The organism is Propionispora sp. 2/2-37 (genome assembly GCF_001298735.1).
Taxonomy (GTDB): domain Bacteria; phylum Bacillota; class Negativicutes; order Propionisporales; family Propionisporaceae; genus Propionispora.
Genome location: NZ_CYSP01000018.1, coordinates 12,518 through 35,042 on the forward strand (window position 1 = coordinate 12,518; position 22,525 = coordinate 35,042).

Genomic DNA, 22,525 nt, shown 5'->3' on the forward strand with positions numbered 1-22,525 from the left:
TAATAATCCTATCGTGAAAGCCAAAAAATGTCAAGGATAAATCTTAAGATACCTTTTCCTAATTATAAGAATTGAAACAATTGCACCGTACATCCTAGCAGAGTAATGTTTATAAATGTGCTATGGATATCAGGGACCGGCCAACGGTATAAATTACTAAAAAAGCTGTAAACAACACAACCGGATGTTTACGCCATGGTGTATGATCCATTCCAACCACCTCTCTATTTCTATACTAAGGAGAGAATATGACAAACCAATGACAATGACTCAAGGTTTATGTTTATATTTCCCTTTTATTCCGCTTTCTAAACAAAAAGAAAAAAGACTCAGCGATGAAAATCCCTGAATCTTTCTTAAATGGCCTATCACCACTCCTGTACCCGGATCACCTTATCAGCCCGGTCACGGGTTCTTAAAATAAGCTTGGCATTGGGCATATCGGTTGAACTTACTTTTTTAGCTGCCTCTTCCTGTGTACGGCCGGAACGGAGATGCCGCTTCACAAGGCGCTGCTGTATAACCGGCAGCCGGGCATCAATAAACCAGGTTTCGTCAAAGAGACCCTCAAGCTGATTCCAGGGTTCTCTATCCAGCAGCAGGTAATTTCCCTCCACAATTACAATCCGGTGTTTTTTTTCCACCAAAATAGCATTAGCAACCGGATTATGAATTCTCCGGTCATAAGCCGGACAACCAATTTCACTTTCCCCGTCCAGCACAATACGTTGCAGCAGGCCAATAAAACCTAACGCATCAAAGGTCTCGGGAATACCCTTCCGGGCCAACAGATTCCGTTCTATCAACGAATCGTTGGTCAGGTGAAACCCATCCATCGGTACAACAATAGCAAGGTCCTGAGAACAAGCCCGGTTTACGCTGTTCATTAACTTTCCGGCAATGGTGCTTTTTCCGGCGCCGGGAATTCCTGTAAGGCCCAGTAAAAATCGTTTACCCGGATTTCTATGATAGGTCTTCAACAGCATCCCTGTTAAAAACCTCAAATTCACATTGTGAAACCTGTCCATGATTATTAACTCCCGTGTTTTCAAATTACAATAAGCAGGATTTATTTTTCCGGGTGATACACGGTTGTAACGCCGTATATCGTATCATAATGCCGTCCTCCCTGTATGCCTTCAGCCCGTACGGCAATCGTCCCATTCCCGTAGACAACCGGCATGGCAAACTGATATACCCAGACACTGTGTGGATTGCCAAGACCTTTTCGGCCAAACGGTTCCGTCACTTCTGCCCTGGGAATCAAATTCCCGTTTTGATAGAAAAAAATGCGTCCGGGGTTAGGATAGCCGGTAAAGCGTACAGCAATATAAAATTTCTGCCCATATAATGTTGGTTTCGGACTTAGGCCGGCCATGATCCAGCCGGTATCATCGGCTCCAATATGGGTAATTTCCACCCTGGTTAAGTTTGGTGCCGGCTTAGCGGCCGCAAACGGTGCTATTGACAGTAATAAACAAAGAATCAATAAAAACAGCCCTGATTTTTTCACAGATGATTGTCCACTCCTTATCCAAATGCTTTGACAGTACAGATTACTCATGGAGAACGATTCGCCCCGCACAAAAAAAACTCCTGCCGTATTCCCCAAGGAACTGGCAGAAGTACCAAGAATAATTACACATAAATTTTCACTTCACTGCATACATACATATTAGGAATAGTTGTACCTATTCCTAATACCTTGGAGGTGAGTCTTATGAAAATCAGCTTTGACTTAACCATCCAAGAAATTCTCTTTTTAATTTCTCTTATTGCAGTGTTTCTTGCTCGTCAGTCTAGCTGATTACTTGATTTACTTGCCTCAACCCGGCCGTTGAGGCATTTCTTTTGTATTTATATACAGTTATGAAGCTATATATGACTAGTCACTTAGAAAAATTGGGGCCTCCCGTATAATTTTTATCAGAGCTGCCATATTATATCCTGCATACCCTTCTATTCAGGATAACTTTGTCCCCAGCTTCAAACAAGGCGGCTTAAACAGCCGTCTTTGTCTTTGCCTCTCATGTCAAACAGTTTCAATGATGATACTAAATTGAACTGAAATCAGAATACTCTTTCATGAATGGAACGGCTTAAAAAAATTATACCACCGCTTTCGCTTTCCAGGCACCGCTTTTCCAGCGCCACAGCATACATAAACCGCGCAACCATTCATCCATAAGCATGACCGCCCAAATAGCGGGCAATCCAAGCCCCAGAATCACGCCCAAATAATATCCTAATCCGATCGTAACCGACCACATGGACAGCACTGCTATAATGACGGGGAAATTAACATCACCTGCTCCGCGCAGGCCATAGATAAAAACAATATTAAAAGTCCTGCCCGGCTCCAGAAAAGCATCAATCGTAAAAATCAAAGCACCAAGGCCAATGATCCAGGCATCCATCGTGAATATTTCCATGAAATAATACCGGAATAAAAACAATATACCGCCAATTAACCAGGCCGCCTTAAAGGCAATCCAAAAATTTTTCATCCCGGCTTTTTCCGCTTCGACAAATTTCCCGGCCCCCACTAATTGCCCAATCATAATAATATTGGCCTGCCCAATTGCCAGGGAAAACAAAAACGCCATCTTAATAACCGACCAGGCATAGGTCCTGGTAATATAGGCATCTGCTCCCAAATGCACGATAATGATCATCATCAGTACAGTCTGGCTTAAGTTGTAGGACATATTTTCCATTGCTGCCGGAAAACCAATTTTTAGCAGCTGTTTTAATTCGGTTACAGGAAATGAAAGCAACTGGCGCCAAATGTCAACTTTTATCATGTTAGTAAACAAGTATGTCCAGGCGGAACACACGGCAACCCCTTTACTGACAACCGCCGCAATGGCAACTCCCTGAACCCCCAAAGCCGGAACCATTCCGGCAAAACCCAGTCCCAGCACCGCCGAGCCGATCAGATTGAGTACATTCATAAACGCTGTAATCGCCAGGCATTGTTTCGTGCGCCCAAAGCCCTTTAAAACGGCATCGGCTGAAGATAATAAGGCATCAAAAAAAATAAAACCGCCAGCCAGCAGCAGATAGGTATGGGCATATCCTAACAAATCGTCGGCAATGCCCATGAACATTAAAAGTTCCTGACCGCCAAGCAGCAAAGTCATGCTGGCGGCCAGGCCTAAAATGGTATTAAAAAACAAAGAAACCGCTACCACCTTATTAATAGTCTCCGGCCTGGCGGCACCAACATTCTGTGCCACCAGGACTGAAGTTCCTAACGATATAATGGCAAAAACCAGCAAAAAGTTCCATAATATTTGATTTGTCGCCTCCACCGCGGCCGCCGCGACACTGTCATATTTACTTAATATAAAAACATTAACAAACCCCACCAGGGTAATAAGAAACAATTCTAAAAATATAGGCCAGGCAAGCCTAAATAACGAAAGCCTTTCCACTGTCATCCTCCATACTCCGCAGCGTCTCTCGCTGTGATCTTTTTGCCCATTCATCGTATCAAAGAAGCAGTCAGTTGTCAAAGAAATCCTCCGGCTTCTGTCTATTTCTCACCATCCCCCCCCCCCTATAAAATAACAGATACAGCCATCATGAAAATGACAGCTGTATCTGTTTGGTATTGCCCCTATCAAATAACACGCGGAACCGGCTGCATACTGTCTTCCTGCCGCATATCACCGGAAAGCGCTTCACCAAATAACGCTCCGATCAAATTGACGGTGGAACCGGCCGTAATCTGTCCCCTGTCCAATAACGGATTGACTTCCACAAACTCAGCCGATGTGATTTTGCCTGACTGAAACAGCCTTTGTACACCCAGCAGGCTGTCATGATAGCTGATTCCCCCGGCAACGGGAGTACCCACTCCGGGGATTTCCCTCGGGTCAATGCCATCCAAATCGAAACTGAGATGAATGCCGTCGCAGCGTTCCGACAAATATGCGATGGCTTCCTGCATGACAGTAACGATACCCCATTGTTTTACATCTTCCGGTGAATAGGTTTTCATATTGGTATTGGCAATCAGTGCCTTCTCACCCGGATCGATGTCTCTAACCCCGATAAGCACAATATTTTCCGCCTTAACCTTGGGGCAGTAGCCACCAATATTTTTTAGCAGAGCAGGCCCCAGTCCCATGCAGGCAGCCAGCGGCATACCATGAATATTGCCGCTGGGCGAGGTCTGCGGTGTATTCATATCGGCATGCGCATCATACCAGATAACCCCCAGATTCTGATAATGCCTGGCAATACCGGCAATTGTACCCATGGCAATACTGTGATCACCGCCGAGCACTAAGGGGAAGCTCCCGCTTTTTACTATATTTGAAACCTTTGCCGCCAATCGTTCGTTAGCGTTAACAACGGTTTTTGCATTTTTCATATTTTCGCCGGTTCGCTTACCCGGACCGGCAATACCAACGGAAATATTCCCCATATCCGCTACATCCAGCTTCAGTTTTTCCAACCGCTTAATCAAACCGGCGGATCGCAGCGCGTCCGGTCCCATGTTGGTGCCATAGCGTGTTTGCCCCAACCACATGGGCGCACCTAAAATAGAAATTTTCTGTTTCATCTCTACCAATATCACCGCCTCACTAAAATTCAACAGCGAAGTTTATTGTACATCTTTTGCAGACAAAGTACAATATCTGTTTTGATGTCGAGGACATTTTTTTTGATTTTTTCCTTCATCCGCCCATAGAAAAAAATAACCGCTGTTTCCCATAGTTTTCGCTTCGGAGAAACAGCGGTAAATAACACACCTGCATTCTGTTGTTTTGCTGTCCGGAACTGAAACAATTCCGCCTGACAAAGAGTCTCTTTTAAAAAGTAACCGTTCTGCTGCCCTTCATGTTGAAAAAACTAGCCTCGGCATTCTCAATATAAAACAGCTCAAAAACATTATCATCAACGCTGTACATATTTTTAAGAAACGGCGCTGCCTCCAAAGCAGCCTGCTTGGTCTGCGGATTTGTATCGAAGACGGCCTTGCCGTTCAGCCGCAGCCATTCTCCGTTTTTATCCGATGTTGAAACCTCAAAGTAGGGATTTTCCTGAAGTTGACGATACACCTTTTTTTGGTTATTCGTGCAAAAATACAATCTTTCCTTGTATTTCATAACAAAGCCGAAAGGACGTACTCTGGGAAACTTCCCTTCAACCGTGGCCAAATAAAACGTTGAGTTATCCGTAAGAAACCGAAGTACTTCGTCCATCATACCAATCTCCTTCACCTGTATTTTATATAGCTTACTTCTCTGCCAACCTGCCTATTCCTACTTTTATTAAAATAAAAATATCTAAGAATACATTACTGACTTTTCTAGGAGTAAAATACGCTCCGGCAGAATGTTTACTAAACCGTTATTTTCCTTAATCACCTCAACAAAAAAACCGCTTCACGCGGAAGCGGTGGAGGGAAACAACAGCTATTTCCCCCTAAAAAATTTTGCATACTGCATGTCTTTTTCTCTTATATGATGAATAAGCCACTGATAGGCGAAAAAAAACACATTAAAAGATAAAGCCTCTTCACCGGCCGCATAGCTTTCCCGCAAGCGAACCAATTCCTGGACAAAACGGGTATGTTCCTCCTGATGCGGCAAAAGGTCGGGATACTTCTTTTGCGTCAGTATTTCCTCTTCTTCCACAAAATGCTGTCTGGCATAATCTTGAAGCTCTTTGAGGAGTTCACCGGTAAGAATGCGCTCCTCATGGATCGACTCACAGGACTGGACCTTTTCATACATATCACGAAGAACATTAATCAGATGCTGGTGCTGCTCATCCACTTCCGTAATACCGATAAGCAAATCATCATCCCATTCTAAAAAATCCACGATCCGATCACCTCAATATAGTTATGGGTTATATAACAGAGACACGCGGCTAATAATTGAATCAGAAAATGTAATGCCTGACAGGCAACAGGTATTTATTTAATCATGACTTAAGGCTCAGTGAGGTTTCAGGAAAAAAGCAAAATAGCTGTCACGCTGTTACTGCAAATACGCATTCAAATTATATGCAATTATATGCTATGGGTTAATTCGCTAGCGGAACGTAGAAATCCTCCATTACAAACTTGTTTGTGCCTGTACCGCTGTAATTGCAACCACCCCAACGATATCCTCCGCTTTACAACCCCTGGACAAGTCATTGATCGGTTTGGCCAAGCCCTGAGTAACCGGTCCGTACGCCTGCGCTTTGGCCAAACGTTCCGTAAGCTTATAACCGATATTCCCGGCATTCAGATCAGGAAATATCAGTACATTGGCAGCCCCGGCCACACTGCTTTGCGGAGCCTTCAGCCTGGCGACACGCTCAACCAGGGCGGCATCCACCTGCAGTTCTCCGTCAAGTCGCAAACCGGGTGCCTTTTGTTTAGCCAGCGACGTTGCCTGGACCACTTTTTCGGTAAGAGCGCTTCTGGCACTGCCAAAGGTAGAATAAGACAGCATAGCCACAACCGGTGTAATCCCCAGTAACTGCTGCATCGTCTGTGCGGAAGCAATAGCAATTTCGGAAAGCTGCTCCGCATCGGGATTCTCATTTAAAGCACAATCGGAAAATAATAAAATCCCGTCTTGCCCATATTCGCAGTCGGGAATAACCATAACAAAAAAAGTGGAGACCAGCTTAGATGCCGGAGCAGTTTTAATAATCTGAAGAGCCGGGCGCAGGGTATCTGCGGTAGAATGAATCGCCCCCGAAACCAACCCGTCGGCATCGTTTTGCTTCATCATCATCATGCCATAATAAACCGGATCTTTGATCAATTGCCGGGCTTTTTCCAATGTCATTCCCTTGGATTTCCGCAATTCATAAAAGGCCATGCTGTATTCTTCATGCTTTTCTGCCGTTTCACTATCAATGATCGTAACTCCCGACAGATCAATATTGCCTGCTGCCCGCAGAATTTCAGACTTAGAGCCCACCAGAATCACATCGGCAATATCCTTTGCCGCCACTTCAGAGGCAGCTTTAAGTACACGCAGATCACCAGCCTCCGGTAAAACAATCTTCTGTTTATTCACTTTGGCCCTTTGCATCATCTGCTCCATGAAACTCATAATCGAATCACTCCTTTGCCTTCAAAATTGATAAGAAACAACACTTCTCATGCTTAAAGCAGTTCAAGTAAGTATATTTACCATAAAAATACAAAATCCTGCAGAAAATCTCTATTCTTTAATCCTCCACGAAAGCATCAATTCCGGGAATTAACTTGCTATTTTTATCCATAAGCCAACACCAGCAGTGTACTGACGCCAACCTGGGAAATAATTAACGGATTTAAATGAAATGCAGTGGAAACCGCTATTCCCAGGAAAATAGCTATAACTCATAGTCGGATTTCACTAACCTTTCTTTTTGCCTGCGGCTCATTTTTTTAATGGCCGCTTCCCGTTTGCGGGCAGCATTCTGTTCAGGAAACTCCTCATAATATACCAGCTCTACCGGCAACCGGCAACGCGTATAACGGGCCGCTTTTCCGGCGTTATGTGCGGCAAGCCGCATGTTTATATCCACTGTCCATCCGGTATAGAACGTGCCATCAGCACATCTGAGCATATAAGTAAATGCCATAAAATTCCTCCACCTGAGTCGTAGTACCAACGTATCAAACATCCCCCTGTCTGTCAAGGATTCCCTGTTTTTCATCAAATAAAATGTTTTGTCATTTAATTTAAGATAATTCAAATTTGTGGATTATCCTTATTTTTTAAATACTTATACCACTTTATCATACAATATATTGAGTTTTAATCGTTTGACAAGCACAATATATGGTAATATGATAAATAAAGAATACAGACAAAGGAGGCAAAGGGCGAAACAGACCGATACCGCGCCCTGTTGATTATGATCACAACAATAGTTAAAAGAGATGGACGGGAAGTCCCTTTCAATCTCGAAAAAATCAGCAATGCCATTAATAAATCGCTCTATGCGACAGGTACCAGGGACGAAAAACTGGCGCTGGATCTTGCCGCTAAAGTTGTAGCAGAAGTAGATCATGAAAACTTCGGTAAAAACGTGTCTCCCACGGTAGAAGAAATACAGGATATTGTTGAAAAGGTTTTAATTGATGCCGATCTTTCGAAAGCCGCCAAAGCATACATCCTCTATCGTGCCGAACGTACCAGGGCGCGTGAAATGAACACGCGGTTAATGAAAACCTATGAAGAAATTACCCACAGGGACTCGAAAGAAAGCAATTTGAAGCGTGACAATGCCAATATTGACGGCGATACGGCGATGGGCGCCATGCTTAAGTATGGCGCGGAAGGCGCAAAGATCTATAATGAAATGTATATCCTTAAAAGCGAACATGCCAAAGCTCATCGCGACGGTGATATACACATTCATGATTTTGACTTTTATACATTAACAACAACCTGCTGTCAGATTGATATCAAGAAATTATTTAAAAACGGATTTTCCACCGGCCACGGCTATCTGCGGGAGCCTAATGATATTGTCAGTTACTCCGCTCTTGCCTGTATTGCCATACAGTCCAATCAGAATGACCAGCATGGCGGCCAAAGCATCCCGAATTTTGATTATGGCCTCGCCGACGGGGTAAGAAAAACCTTTGCCCGGAAATACAGGGAAAACCTGATCCGCATCCTTGCCTTCTCCAGCAATAATTGGGACGAAGTTGCCGAAATAGTAAAAAGAACGGGCAAGGATATTGAAGAACGCCTGCACCTGACTCCAACGCTCGCCGACAGCAGTCCGTATCTTGCTGAAGAATGCCGGGTGTTATCCGACAGCTTTGCTGTGGATTTGGTAAAAAGGGCCCAAGCCTTTTCCCGTGAACAGGCACTGGAAGAAACCGACCGGGCAACGTATCAGGCCATGGAGGCATTAATCCACAACTTAAATACTATGCACAGCCGGGCTGGCGCGCAGGTTCCGTTCAGTTCCATCAATTACGGCACCGATACCTCACCGGAGGGGCGTATGGTAATGAAAAATATCATGCTCGCCACCGAAGCCGGCCTTGGTTACGGCGAAACGCCTATTTTTCCAATTCAAATTTTTAAAATTAAAGAAGGTATAAACTACAATCCCGGCGATCCTAACTACGATCTATTCAAGCTGGCCTGCCGGGTCAGTGCGAAACGTCTCTTCCCTAACTTTTCCTTTATCGACGCTCCTTTTAATTTGCAATACTATAAAGAGGGACAACCTGAAACGGAAATCGCCTATATGGGCTGCCGTACACGTGTTATCGGCAATATCCACGATCCGGAACGCCAAATTGTCTACAGTCGAGGCAATCTCAGCTTCACCTCCATCAATCTGCCCCGGCTGGGAATCCTGAGCAATGACATACCTGAGTTTTACAACAGGCTTGATAGTATGATCGATCTTTGCATTGACCAATTGCTGGACCGTTTTGAAATCCAATGCCGCAAAAAAGTCCGTAATTTCCCGTTCCTGATGGGAGACGGCGTATGGCTGGATTCCGAAAAGCTGGGTCCGGATGATGAAATCCGCGAAGTATTAAAACACGGAACACTGACAGTCGGCTTTATCGGCCTGGCCGAATGTCTGAAAGCCCTGACCGGCAAACACCATGGCGAATCGGAGGAAATGCAAAAACTGGGCCTGGAAATCGTCCGTCATATGCGTCGGCGCATGGATGAGGCGGCCGCTAAATATAAACTGAACTTTTCACTGCTCGCAACACCGGCGGAGGGTCTTTCCGGAAGATTCATTGAGATTGACCGCAAACGTTTTGGCAGCCTGACAGGTATAACAGACCGCGAATATTATACGAATTCATTCCATATACCGGTTTACTACCCTATCAGCGCCTATGATAAAATCCGTCTGGAAGCGCCTTATCATAATCTTACCAACGGCGGGCATATCACCTATATCGAACTCGACGGTGCCCCTACAGGAAATCTGGAAGCGTTTGAACGGGTCATACGCTGCATGAAGGAACAGGGAGTCGGCTATGGTTCCATCAATCATCCGGTTGACCGTGACCCGGTATGCGGCTATAACGGCATTATCGGCGATACGTGCCCGAAATGCGGCCGTAAAGAAACCGGTTCCGTCTCCTTTGAACGGATCCGCCGTATAACCGGCTACCTTGTCGGCACCCTCGACCGTTTCAACAACGCCAAACGGGCTGAAGTCCGTGACCGTTTTAAACATTTTAATGTGAAGTCCAATTAACACTACTGTAAATAAATCCGCGCCGGCATAAGCCGGCGCGGATTTATTTATAAACCCAAAACCGTTTTTTACAGCTGTTAAACCCGAACCGCGGTATCACTATTCTCAGGCGTTGCCTTGCCAGGATCCGCTCCTTTACCGGCACAGCCGCTTAGCAAAAAAAGCAGGCTAATAACAAAAAACAGGTCAACTATGACCCAAACGTTTCTTTTTCCGCATACACTCTCCTCCCAACAGTTAAATATCTCTACATGGAATAGTATTTCCCGAATTATACACACAAAACATCGCTTTGAATATATCGCAAAATGATAAGTAATTACAATAAGCAACAAAAAAACCAATAAAAGGTTTTTTGATGATTTTTGTAGAATACTCGTTTCATTAACGAACTTATCAGGAGATCTTATGGACATTATTCAATTATCAGTTGTTGGCTCCTCCATTGGAACCATTTCTATTATTTTAATATATATGTATTTATATGTGGTATATCACGAGCGTTACATGGGCATTTGGGCGGCAAGCTGGCTTATTCTCCTTTCACGATACCTTATTTTCGACACTGGTCTACTTCCCTGGAGACAATCAGATCTAGGCCTAGCCATCTATCAACTGATGATTTTTATCAGCGTTCTAATGTTTGTATGGGGTACTCATATATTTATTAACAAACCCTTCAGTAAATGGTGGATATATGGAACTATCGGCGTGATTGCTATAAGTACCGTATTAAATACATTTTTAATGTCTTTGACCTTTAAACTTTTGCTTCCAATTTATATATGCTGTTTTGTTGGTATATGGCTAGGCTTTATATTTTTACACCAAACTAACTTGCAGGGACTAGGAAGACATATTACCGGCTATTCATACATATCATGGAGCCTTCTTAATCTGACCGCCCCTTTTACCATAGGTGGGTTCTCCTTTCTTCCCCTTGCCTATTCATTGGGCGGAATACTGCGCCTGACAATTGCTGTTGGTACTTTATTACTTTATTTTGAAAAAACAAGAATAGATTTACTTAACAAAGAGATGCAATATCGGTTATTAGCAGAAAATGCCATTGATATAATTTACCACTATCAACTGCTCCCTAAACAACAATTGGAATATATAAGCCCTTCCGTATCATTAGTGACCGGATACACTCCAGAAGAATTCTACAGTAATAAATCACTAATTTCTAGTATTATACATCCCGATGACCGATCTCTCACGGATAGTTTTACCGCTAAATTACCAGATTCTACTACTTTACCATTAACATTTCGCTTACTCTGTAAAGATAGTTCCGTTCTTTGGGTTGAACAAAAGTGTGTCCCTATTTATGATGCCAAAGGTAATTTTGTAGCTTTGGAGGGCATCGTTCGTGATATCACCACACGCAAAAAACTGGAACAAATGTCTTCCTTGTTTGACCGGATGAATATGGTGGGCAGCATGGCAGCAGCCGTCGCCCATGAGATTAGAAACCCATTAACCACCGTTCGCGGTTATTTACAGATCCTAGCAAGAAAAGAAAAATATCGACCTGAGAAAGAAAAATTTGATTTAATGACAGAGGAAATTGATCGGGCCAACTCTATAATCCGAGAATACTTGTCTTTGTCCCGTGAAAAAATAATTGATTTAAAAACCAGCTCGCTAAATCATATTATTAACGCATTATATCCTTTAATCCAGGCTGATGCTACCTCCTTCAAAGTTAACGTTCTACTTGAACTAAATGAAATTCCCGACTTACTGCTGGATGAAAATGAAATTCGTCAGTTATTGCTGAATCTGGTTCGTAACGGAATCGAAGCCATGCCTTCCGGCGGCGACTTGGTACTTCGCACTTTTCGGGAGGACAACTACATTGTATTATCAATCAGAGATCATGGATCGGGAATTCCTTCCCATGTGCTCGACAACCTGGGAACGCCTTTTCTCACAACCAAGGACACCGGGACAGGCTTAGGCCTCCCTATTTGTTATCAAATAGCCCACAGACATCATGCTAGTATCCGAGTCTCTACCAATGACCAAGGAACAACTATGTCTGTATATTTTCCTTATACATTATAAAATTATAAAAAAACATTAAAACCCTTTTTCAAGGAAAACTCATTCCTTGAAAAAGGGTTTTTTATGTTTTTATAAGCTTTTATCAAATCTACATTTCTTTTCATTTTTCTACATTATTTTCGAGGATTTTCGTTATTCTCTCCGTATCCCCTAAAAAAAGGAGGTGCTAAAGATGAATTTATAGTTTCAAATTCTTTATTGTAAAAAACTACCTAAAGGAGAGACTATTATGACAAACTATGATGTAAAAACAAGCAGTGAAAAAGATGCAACACAGGTATTTATTGCCACTTCTCTGGCAGAAAAAAAAGCAATCTATCATTTTCGTTATCAAATCTATATCGAAGAAATGTCAAAAAATATCATGGATGCAGATTATGGTAGAAAGTTACTACAGGATGAACTGGATGAATGGGCTGTTCTGCTATACGCCCAAACTGGAACGGAAATTATAGGAACAGCACGGATCAATATTGGAACTTTACATACCTTCCCTAAAATCGTAACAGATTATTTATTTCTGTCTGCGTTTCAAAATTGCCCTAACGAGACCGACCAGCAATTTGCTTTCCTAACAAAATTAATGGTTGCTCCTGCCTACAGAAGTTCCCCTGTCTTATATCTTTTGGTTAGCAAATGCTATGAGTATTGCTGCGCCAATCAAGTACAGTTTGGATTTGGCATTTGCAATTTACACCTAGCCCGTCTTTATGAGCAAATGGGATTCCATCGTTACACAAAAAATTATTTTTTCCCAGGCTATGGCTTACAACTGCCACTTGTTATGCTTGCTGATGACATCCAACACTTCCGCAACGTACGTTCCCCGCTTTACCGTATAGCACGAAAAAGAAGCAATTTGAACAACCAGGCAATTGAATGGTTTCACAACAAATTCACCAGACAATCCGGCGTAATTAACAGTCAATTGATCACGGAAGAAGACCTATGGTCCATACTTTGCGAACGTCTACGCCGTTCTCCCAAAGAAGCAATTGCTTTATTAGGCGCTCTCTCGGATGCAGAGGCAAAAAAATTTCTGCACTCTTGCAGCAGCTATATCCATTGCGCTGCCGGTGATCTGATCACCACACAGGGAGAAATCAGCTACACCTATAATCTTCTGATTTCCGGCACCTTAAAATCGCAGACCTTTCAAAACCCGGCCAAAGAATATACTTTGCCCGGACAACATTTCGGCGCCAACGGTCTGACGGCACAAAACAAGCATACGGAAGACATCGTTGCCACCAAGCCCTCCGACATACTGGTATTATCGGGAATGGCTTTTCAACGCTTCTTCCATGCTTATCCGGAAATCGCCCACAAAATTGTCTATCATCTGACACAGTTAGCCCGTAACCGGTTGAGACAAAAAAAATAACCTTATGAAAACAGCCCCGTTTTTAAGCGATTAAGCTAAAAACGGGGCTGTTCCCTGGAAACCACTACGGCTTAACCGTAGCCTTATACATCTGTTTACCGTCTTTCATTTCAATGATAACAGCGCTTTTTACCGCATCATGAGTGCTGTTGAAGGTGGTCGACCCGGTAATTGCCGGGTAATCCTTCGTTGCTGCCAAGGCCTCGCGTATTTTAGCCGGCTCGGTGCTATTGGCCCGTTTGATGGCGTCAATCAGAATGTTGGCTGCATCATAACCAAGGACTGCGATAGCATCCGGTACCTGGCCATATTCCTTCTTATAGGCTTCCACAAAGGCCTGTGAAGCCGGGCTGGTATCTTCTACAGAGTAATGATTGGTAAAATACGTATTGTTTAACGCGGCAGGAGTTGCTACTTCCACCAGTTTGGGCGAATCCCAGCCGTCACCGCCGACAATGGGTACCGTAATGCCCAGTTCACGGGCTTGTTTCACGATCTTGCCGACTTCCTCATAATAACCGGGAACATAAATCACTTCCGGGTTCAATGCTTTGATCTTTGTTAAAATGGTTTTAAAATCCTGGTCTTTCTGCAGATAAGCTTCTTCCGCCAAAATACTGCCGCCACCTTTAGTGAACGCCTCCTTAAAGAACGCCGACAGTCCTTTGCTGTAATCACTGCTGCTGTCAACCAAAATGGCCGCCTGATGCAGCTTTAAGGTATTTAAAACAAAGTTGGCACCGACAGTCCCTTGAAAAGGATCAATAAAACAAACACGGAAAGTGTACTCCTTCACCTTTCCCGATTCTTCGTCAACAGTAACTTTGGGATTGGTCGCACCGACAGCCAGAAAAGGAATCTGGCTGGATTCAGCCACGCTGGAAGCGGCAATTGCATTTGAGCTGGCAAATATGCCGGTAACCGCAACCACCTGATCCTGGGTCGTCAACTTCGTCATGGCATTGGCCGACTCGGACGGCTCGCTCTTATTGTCGGCAATCACCGCCTGTATTTGTTTTCCAAGCACACCGCCTTTGGCATTGGCTTCTTTAATTGCCATGGCAGCTCCATTTGCCGCCGAAGTGCCCAGTGTCGCGTTGCCACCGGTCAGTTCATTTAATACCCCGATTTTGATATCATCGGATTTGGCACCGCCGCAGCCGGCAAAAGCACCTGCCAGAATAACTAATGCCAGCATTACAGCCAACAACCGCCAACCTTTGAAATTCATGTTAAACTCTCCCCTTTGTTCTTAAAAATTCTTTTATGATTCCCTGCTATGAATCATAAAATAAAAGAGTCAAATCATAGATTTGACTCTGAAGAACACCACAAGGCATCGAACCGGCGATAAAACCAAAATGCCTGCTCTGTCCTTTTGCCTGAGAGTTTCACCGGCTGACAACCGGTTTGCCCCTTCGGCGCCCTGTATCTGTTACAGGGGCTCTCCAGAGTTCCATCACTTTGCGATAATTACCGGAAAAATACAAACTGCATCTGGCAATGTTTCGCAAACTTCATATGGATACATATTAAATTACAATACAGTTATATATAATAATACCGATTCCAGGGTATTGTCAATACTTAATTCATATATTTTTTTATTCATCCGTTTTTAAATCATACTACCTTCAGTACATACCTGACACCATCCGCGCCAATAGCCAACACACATGCCTATGACCGGTTACTAAATAAAAAGCCTTCTTTAAAAATAATGGATAAAAATTGAAATTAATGTTTTTTCGTGATACGATACACTCAAAGGATAAAATCTTTACATACAAACGGCTAGTCTTAACTGGCAGCCAATCGTATATACCAGTGTCTTGACCATGTTGGACTTTAATTTTAAGACGAGGCAAAATAGTAAGGATAAGGAAGCGACGACGACGCATACGGAAAGGGTCTGCTAGGAGGCGCTGACGCAGTAATTTACCATTTTGACCGTCATCAAGCTTACATTATAATGTGGTTAAGGTACTAGGCAAAGGAGTTGATAGCATGGGCAGAGAGCGAAATGTAGACCCGGTCATCATTGTTATTTTTGGCGCATCCGGCGACTTAACCGCCCGTAAGGTTCTTCCGGCGCTGTATAACTTGTTTCTGGATGATTTTCTTCCATCCCAGTACGCCATTCTTGGTGTTTCCCGCACCGGCTTCAGCGACGAGGCCTTTCGTGACCATCTGCGTTCAGGAGTGGAAAAATACTCCCGCCGCGGCATGCCGAATGACGAACAGTGGAATGAATTTGCCGGTAACATACGCTATATGCAGGCCGAGTATGATGATCCGGCCCTCTACCATAAACTCATCGGTCTGCCGGATGAAACCTGGAGTACCCCGCCTAATATTATATTTTACCTGGCCACCCCGCCCAATCTGTTCCCCCTAATCATTAACCAGCTAGGCCAATTCTCCAATCTGCGCGGTGATGTCCGCTACCGGATTGTAATTGAAAAACCCTTTGGCCGCGACCTGCTGTCGGCCCGTAAACTCAACAACCAGTTGACACAGGCTTTTGAAGAACGGCAAATCTACCGCATCGACCATTACCTTGGCAAAGAAACGGTGCAGAACATTTTAGCCTTCCGGTTCGGCAACGCAGTATGGGAACCGATCTGGAACCGCAACTTCATCGACCATATTCAGATCACCGTAGCCGAACAAATCGGTATTGGCCGTCGCGGCGGCTACTACGAAACCGCCGGAGCCCTCCGGGATATGATGCAGAACCATCTTATGCAGCTATTGTGTTTTATGGCCATGGAACCGCCTACCTCTTTCCATGCAGACGAAATCCGCAACAAAAAAGTTGATGTCATGCATGCCATTCGCTTGATATCCCAGGAAGAAGTCCCACGCTACGCTGTCCGCGGACAATACGGCGAAGGGGTTCTGGACGGCAAAAGGGTTCCCTCTTACCGGATGGAAGTCGGCGTACGCGCCGCTTCCAACACCGAAACATTCGCCGCCTTGAAGCTGTTTATCGACAACTGGCGCTGGCAGGGCGTACCTTTTTACTTGCGTACAGGCAAACGGATGCCGGCCCGCGTCTCCGAAATATCGCTGCAATTCCGGCCGGTGCCGCACCATCCCTTTTCTCATCTCAATACACAGTTATTTCAGCCCAACCGTCTGGTTATCCAAATCGAGCCTAATGAGGGCATAGTACTGCGCACCCAGGCCAAAGAACCGGGCTTGGGCATGAAACTTAAACAGGTCGACATGCATTATTCCTATCGGGAAGTCTTCCATACCGAATCACCTGATGCCTACGAAACCCTGCTTGTTGATATTATGCGCAACGATCCTGCGCTGTTTATGCGCGCCGATCAGGTGGAAGCGGCCTGGGCGGTTCTCACACCCATACTGGAAGTCTGGCAAAACAATCAGGAGTTGAACTTTCCTAACTATCAACCCGGACAATGGGGACCGCCGGAAGCGGAACATTTGATCGCCCAGGACCGTCGCACCTGGCTGTCACCGGTCTGCCTGGAGCCCAAGAGAGGATGATGGACGATGATTAACGTTTACGCCGATCCCAGAGAGTTATGTTTAGCTGCTGCCGAGCTATTTACCAGTCAGGCCTTAACTGCCATCAGTAAAAGGGGGGATTTCCGGGTTGCGCTCTCCGGTGGTTCGACCCCGCGTCAATTATATGAAGAGCTGGCCAAACCGTTTTGGCGGGACCGGATCAACTGGGAGAAAGTTCTCATTTTCTGGGGGGATGAACGCCATGTCCCAGCCGGTGATGCGCTCAGCAATCAAAATATGACCCGGAAAGCCTTGCTCGATCATATCCCTATTCCGGCCGGCAATATTTTTCCCATTCCTTTTGCCGAGTCGGCTGATGCCGCCGCCAGACAATATGAAACTACCCTGCACAAACTTTTTCCTGACCTGCCCGTTTTTGATCTGGTGCTGCTGGGACTGGGTGAAGATGGGCATACAGCCTCCCTTTTCCCGGGAAATAAAGTCTTAAAGGAGCAAACCCGCTGGGTTTGCTCCGCCCGCCCACTAAGCGGCGGACCGGAACGGGTTACATTAACATACCCGGTTATCAACCAGGCAGCCAGCATCTGTTTTTTAGTAACAGGAAGCAACAAAGCCGGCATCGTCCGGCAAATTATGGAAGGAAACGGCTCGGCTGTCTCTTATCCGGCGCAAAAAATCTCCCCGGTTAACGGGCAGCTCACCTGGCTGCTTGATCAGGCGGCTGCCGCCTGTCTGGAATCACCAAAATAGTCCAAAACGATATTGTTCGGTAAGGAGGATTCATCATGTCAAAACACTATGCTATCGGTGTCATCGGCTTGGCTGTAATGGGGCAAAATCTGGTCCTGAACATGGCAGGTAAGGGATTTTCAGTTGCTGTTTATAACCGAACCATCAGCAAAGTAGATGATTTTCTCTCCAGCCAGCCGCCGGGAATCCCTGTCGGCGGAGCTCACTCAGCTGAACAATTGGTTGCCATGCTGTCAAAACCCCGGAAGATTATGTTGATGGTCAAGGCTGGAGAAGCGGTTGATGCCATGATTGACGAACTGCTGCCCTATCTGGAGCCAGGCGATATTTTGATTGACGGGGGCAACTCGTTCTTCGCCGACAGCCAGCGGCGTTTTACACAGTTGGCCAAAAAAGGTGTCCGTTTCGTCGGCATGGGTGTATCCGGCGGCGAAGAAGGCGCACTGCATGGCCCCAGTCTCATGCCCGGTGGCGACAGGTCCGCCTACCGTGAAATTGAACCCATTTTCACCACCATCGCCGCCCAGGTGGCGGATGGCCCCTGCTGCGCTTACGTGGGGCCGGACGGAGCCGGGCATTATGTAAAAATGGTGCATAACGGCATCGAATACGGTGATATGCAATTAATCAGCGAAGCCTACTATATCCTTAAAAAAGTGCTGAATCTAAAGGCTGAAAAATTGCATGAAGTATTTTCCATTTGGAATGAGGGGGACTTGAATTCCTATTTAATCGAAATCACCAGAGACATCTTTTTGCAAAAAGATGAACTCACCGGGAAACCGCTGATTGATCTGATACTCGATAAAGCCGGCCAAAAAGGAACCGGTAAATGGACTTCACAAAGCGCTCTGGAATTGGGGGTTGCCGTCCCCACCATCACCGAAGCCGTGTTTGCCCGCTGCATGTCGGCCTATAAAGAAGAGAGACAGGAAGCCGCTAAATTACTGCCAGGTCCGGAAATTCATTACCTTGGCGACCGACACGCCTTGCTTGATGCCATCCATGACGCCCTCTATGCATCCAAAATTTGTTCTTACGCCCAGGGTTTTGCCCTGCTGAAAGCAGCCAGTGAAACTTACGGCTGGAAGTTAAATTATGGGGATATAGCCCTGCTCTGGCGCGGCGGCTGCATTATCCGGGCACAATTTTTAGACCGGATCAAGGAAGCTTTTACTGCCAACCCCGCATTGCCAAATCTTCTCCTGTCACCGTACTTCCGTAACATCTTAGCCCGCGTTCAGGACAACTGGCGGCTGGTGATCAGCACCTGCAAAGAACTAGGCATCCCCACACCGGCTTTTAGCGCTTCATTAGACTATTATGACAGCTACCGCCAGACCGTATTGCCGGCCAATCTGCTGCAGGCGCAACGCGACTATTTCGGCGCCCATACCTACGAACGCATTGACCGGCCCGGCAGTTTTCACACCGAATGGCTGAAAACGGATAAAAACAAATAACATTCGGCACCAAAAAAGCTGACAGGCGGATTCATCCCCTGCCAGCTTTTTTTCGTGTCTATTGACCCACCTGAACAAGATTCAGAAACAGTTCTTCTTCCGACCGGATCTTTTGCTCACTGCCCAGTACGCAAAGGTAATTGGCCTGCATAGCCTTATCAATGACCTCTGCCAGATTGCAGATATCCTGAGCGGACACAGCAAGGATTTCGTCCCGTTCTTTTTGAATATCCGTCTGTGAAATCTTCCGCAGATAGTAAATAGTCGCCTGTTCGCCCTTTTGCGATACATGCAGCGGCGTATCCACCCGGCTGATGGTACCGATGATATATTTGGTCATTTCCCGGTCATCGGCACAAAAAGACTGCAAATACTGAGCTGTTTCGTCATACACCTTGACGGTTTCTCTCAGGTTGGGATCGCGGTAGGAACCAAAAACCATATTGCCGTTTCGCTCGAAACTGGCAAAACCACCATAAGCGCCCCCCTGAACACGCACCCGTGTCCACAGATAATCATACCGCAGGATGGTTTCCAGCACCTTAAAACTGCCCTTGTAATCATAACCCAGCTGACGGAAATTAGCTGCCTTGGCCACATATTGTACTTTACCGGCAGTCATAATTCCCTCATTCTGTTTATTAAGGGTAAATGTAAAAGCCTCACGTCTTGGCTTTTCAGCCGCCAGACAAGAATAGAATTCACCAAAAGCCTGCTGGAAAGCCGGATAGTCCTTTTCCTGGGCGGTTACGCTTACTAACAAATTATGCTTGTTGCATAACTGTTTGATAACAAACTCCAGATTTTCAGCGATTTCAGCCGCTTTATGAGAAAAGTTCCTTTCCAGATCGGTAATGAAATTATAAAAGCTTAACATACCGGCTTCGTTAAACTGAGCACTGGAGGAAAAATACGCTAATACCCGGCTGGCCACAATTTCCTGCCCGCGGCGAAACAGGTTATTATCCCATTTGGCTTTAATTTCTTTAATGAGTTCCTCCATCCGTTTTTGATCATCAAACTTGCTGGCCGTTGCAATTTGCGCCAGGAGGGAGAACATCTGCGGCAATTTCTTCACCAGCGACTTGCCCTTAATAATCAGTTTGGGCGAAAAGGCAGCCTCGTTATGCTGGTCGGAATAAGCAGCCGCCCGGTAGGTAATTCCCCCTGTCTGCAGATTGATTTCACTGGCCAGATCGGTGTAATCATACTGTGCAGTGGAGACCTTACCCAACAGTTCGGTCAACAGGTATACGTAGGGCAAGTGAGTTTGCGGCACACTGTGCACATCAAAGTACAAATTTACATAGCTGATGCCGTTAGTCGGCAGCGGATGAAATAATACCGGAACGCCCTGTTCACTCTTTTGAACCAGCGGCAGTTCTTCACTTTTCGCTTCAATATCCTTAATGGCCAACAGCGGGATAGTAGCCAGCGCTTCTGCCGAGTCCGTCGCTTGCTGAAGCTGTTTCAACTTCCCGGTCTGCTTAATCAGCACATCAATTTCATCCGGCGATAAGGAAGCTTTATATTGGGCCAATTCTTCACGCAATAGCCGGTCACGTTCAGCCGCCAGCCCCGGTTCCGGCCGCAGAACGATCAGGGCCTGATGTTTGTTTTGCAGAAGATAGGTTTGTATCATCTGCTCAAAATATTTACTGTGTAAAGCATCTTTTATTTTATTTAAAAGATCCGTATATTGAAAATGGATCAGCGGGTTTTTATCATACAGCCAGCTTTCCATGCATTTGATATTGTAGATCAGGCCTTTCGGACGCGAACCGAAATTGGCTTCCCGGTAAGTAAACTCAAAAATGCTGATTGCCGACTCGATCAGCTTTTTATCAATGCCTTCTGCGACCAGCCGCTTCAACTCCTGTTCCACGATCTGACGAAACCGTTCTTTTTCGCTTTCATTCGTGCCGCTTACAGTAATCCCCATTGTGGGCTGCAGCAGACTTCGTTCAAAGCTGCCGCTGACATCTTTGCCGATTCCGGCCGCTACCAAGACCTTTTTTAAGGGGGCGGCCGATGTTTCAAGAAGGATATAGGTAAGGATTTCAAAGGCCAGCGCCAGCTCGGCATCGGTCGTTTTGCCGACGACAAAATTCATACTCAGATAAGTTTTATCTTCTGTGCTTTCATCCGGCCCCACCGGATAAGGGAATACCTTTTCCACCTCGCTGGCAAACGGTTTCTGTAACGCAATATCCGAAGCTACCGTAATTTTATCAAAATGGCTTAAATATTCCTCGTGCAAAAATTGCAGCTGATCCAGAATATCCATATCGCCATATAAGAATATGTACGCATTGGACGGATGGTAGTATTGCCGGTGAAAGGCCAGGAATTTCTCCTGCGTCAGCTCCGGAATCACGTCCGGGTCACCGCCCGACTCAAAGCCATAGGCAGTATCCGGAAACAGCGTTGCCATCACTTTTCCATCCAAAATGGCATCCGGCGAGGAGAAAACCCCCTTCATTTCATTATAAACGACGCCTTTATAGATAATTTCACCGTCTTTATCCTCCAGTTCATAATGCCATCCCTCCTGCATCAGGGTTTCCGGCGACTTATAGATATTCGGGTAGAAAACGGCATCCAGATAAACATTCATCAGATTGCGAAAATCCTTCTGATTGCGGCTGGCCACCGGATACATCGTTTTATCGGGAAAGGTCATGGCATTCAAGTAAGTATTCAGGGAACCTTTCACCAATTCGACAAACGGCTCTTTCAGCGGAAACTGGCGCGATCCGCATAGGACGGAGTGTTCCACAATGTGGGCAACCCCGGTACTATCCGCCGGCGGAGTGCGAAAAGTAACCGAAAACACCTTATTGTCATCCTCATTTTCCAAATATAACAACCGGGCACCACTTTTTTCATGATAAAAAATCTTTGCAGCAGACTGTATATCAGGTACTTCTGTTTGTTCTTCCAAACGAAACCCATTATAAACTTTACCTATTTTCCATTGCATAGCTCTACCTCTTTTCCAGTTGATTTATTGCCAATATATGATATGGTAAATTATTTGGCTACGGACAAAGCGTTTATATTGTTTCCAAGAAAAGCGAAAAATTATTTCACTTTTTAACGCAGATATCCGCCGCCCCCTTTCCTCCCCAACGCCCTTAATGCTTTTAGCCGG

The 22,525-nt window shown here is 45.3% G+C and carries 16 protein-coding genes and 1 riboswitch; of the genes, 6 read left to right on the forward strand and 10 right to left on the reverse strand.

The window, feature by feature from the left end:
- Positions 1-368: 368 nt before the first annotated feature.
- The 8 genes from P22_RS16795 to P22_RS16835 form a co-directional block, all read right to left on the reverse strand.
- Positions 369-1,028, reverse strand: coding sequence for a nucleoside triphosphate hydrolase (locus P22_RS16795; protein WP_054261390.1), 660 nt, complete (start codon positions 1,026-1,028; stop codon positions 369-371).
- 41 nt (positions 1,029-1,069) lie between these two features.
- Positions 1,070-1,513: a hypothetical protein gene (locus P22_RS16800; RefSeq protein WP_054261391.1), complete on the reverse strand. Its 444-nt coding sequence runs from the start codon at positions 1,511-1,513 to the stop codon at positions 1,070-1,072.
- Positions 1,514-2,108: 595 nt separating this feature from the next.
- Positions 2,109-3,518: an MATE family efflux transporter gene (locus tag P22_RS16805; protein WP_235814696.1), complete on the reverse strand. Its 1,410-nt coding sequence runs from the start codon at positions 3,516-3,518 to the stop codon at positions 2,109-2,111.
- Positions 3,519-3,625: 107 nt separating this feature from the next.
- Positions 3,626-4,573, reverse strand: coding sequence for an arginase (rocF, locus tag P22_RS16810; protein ID WP_054261393.1), 948 nt, complete (start codon positions 4,571-4,573; stop codon positions 3,626-3,628).
- 250 nt (positions 4,574-4,823) lie between these two features.
- Positions 4,824-5,219, reverse strand: a complete 396-nt coding sequence (locus P22_RS16820; RefSeq protein WP_235814697.1) for a pyridoxamine 5'-phosphate oxidase family protein — start codon at positions 5,217-5,219, stop codon at positions 4,824-4,826.
- Between the two features lie 210 nt (positions 5,220-5,429).
- Entirely contained in the window at positions 5,430-5,840 is a 411-nt protein-coding gene (locus tag P22_RS16825) for a bacteriohemerythrin (protein ID WP_054261396.1), read from the reverse strand.
- 237 nt (positions 5,841-6,077) lie between these two features.
- Positions 6,078-7,073 (reverse strand): phosphate acetyltransferase, encoded by a 996-nt coding sequence (gene pta, locus P22_RS16830; RefSeq protein WP_054261397.1) that lies wholly within the window; start codon positions 7,071-7,073, stop codon positions 6,078-6,080.
- A gap of 265 nt (positions 7,074-7,338) precedes the next feature.
- Entirely contained in the window at positions 7,339-7,590 is a 252-nt protein-coding gene (locus tag P22_RS16835; protein ID WP_054261398.1) for a GIY-YIG nuclease family protein, read from the reverse strand.
- A 276-nt stretch (positions 7,591-7,866) separates the two neighbouring features.
- Here P22_RS16835 and P22_RS16840 point away from each other — a divergent pair, with 276 nt between their 5' ends.
- From P22_RS16840 to P22_RS16855, 3 genes are all read left to right on the forward strand, one after another.
- Complete coding sequence (locus tag P22_RS16840) at positions 7,867-10,200, forward strand: anaerobic ribonucleoside triphosphate reductase (RefSeq protein ID WP_054261451.1); 2,334 nt, start codon at positions 7,867-7,869, stop codon at positions 10,198-10,200.
- Positions 10,201-10,608: 408 nt separating this feature from the next.
- Positions 10,609-12,273, forward strand: coding sequence for a PAS domain-containing sensor histidine kinase (locus P22_RS16850; protein ID WP_054261400.1), 1,665 nt, complete (start codon positions 10,609-10,611; stop codon positions 12,271-12,273).
- 229 nt (positions 12,274-12,502) lie between these two features.
- The gene (locus P22_RS16855) at positions 12,503-13,657 is read left to right on the forward strand and encodes an N-acyl amino acid synthase FeeM domain-containing protein (protein WP_054261401.1); all 1,155 of its coding nucleotides are present in this window, start codon (positions 12,503-12,505) and stop codon (positions 13,655-13,657) included.
- A gap of 64 nt (positions 13,658-13,721) precedes the next feature.
- Here P22_RS16855 and P22_RS16860 read toward each other — a convergent pair whose 3' ends face one another.
- Entirely contained in the window at positions 13,722-14,888 is a 1,167-nt protein-coding gene (locus P22_RS16860; RefSeq protein WP_054261402.1) for an ABC transporter substrate-binding protein, read from the reverse strand.
- A 129-nt stretch (positions 14,889-15,017) separates the two neighbouring features.
- A riboswitch (glycine riboswitch) is annotated at positions 15,018-15,119 on the reverse strand.
- 545 nt (positions 15,120-15,664) lie between these two features.
- Here P22_RS16860 and zwf point away from each other — a divergent pair.
- From zwf to gnd, 3 genes are read left to right on the forward strand one after another with little or no spacing between them, the layout of a single operon-like run.
- The gene (gene zwf, locus P22_RS16865; RefSeq protein WP_054261403.1) at positions 15,665-17,176 is read left to right on the forward strand and encodes a glucose-6-phosphate dehydrogenase; all 1,512 of its coding nucleotides are present in this window, start codon (positions 15,665-15,667) and stop codon (positions 17,174-17,176) included.
- A gap of 6 nt (positions 17,177-17,182) precedes the next feature.
- Entirely contained in the window at positions 17,183-17,908 is a 726-nt protein-coding gene (gene pgl / locus P22_RS16870; protein WP_054261404.1) for a 6-phosphogluconolactonase, read from the forward strand.
- Between the two features lie 35 nt (positions 17,909-17,943).
- Positions 17,944-19,371 carry a decarboxylating NADP(+)-dependent phosphogluconate dehydrogenase gene (gnd, locus tag P22_RS16875; protein WP_054261405.1) on the forward strand — a complete coding sequence of 476 codons (1,428 nt, stop codon included), beginning with the start codon at positions 17,944-17,946 and terminating at the stop codon, positions 19,369-19,371.
- Between the two features lie 58 nt (positions 19,372-19,429).
- Here gnd and P22_RS16880 read toward each other — a convergent pair whose 3' ends face one another.
- On the reverse strand, positions 19,430-22,354 hold the full coding sequence (locus tag P22_RS16880; RefSeq protein ID WP_054261406.1) for an insulinase family protein: 2,925 nt from the start codon (positions 22,352-22,354) through the stop codon (positions 19,430-19,432).
- Between the last annotated feature and the right edge of the window lie 171 nt (positions 22,355-22,525).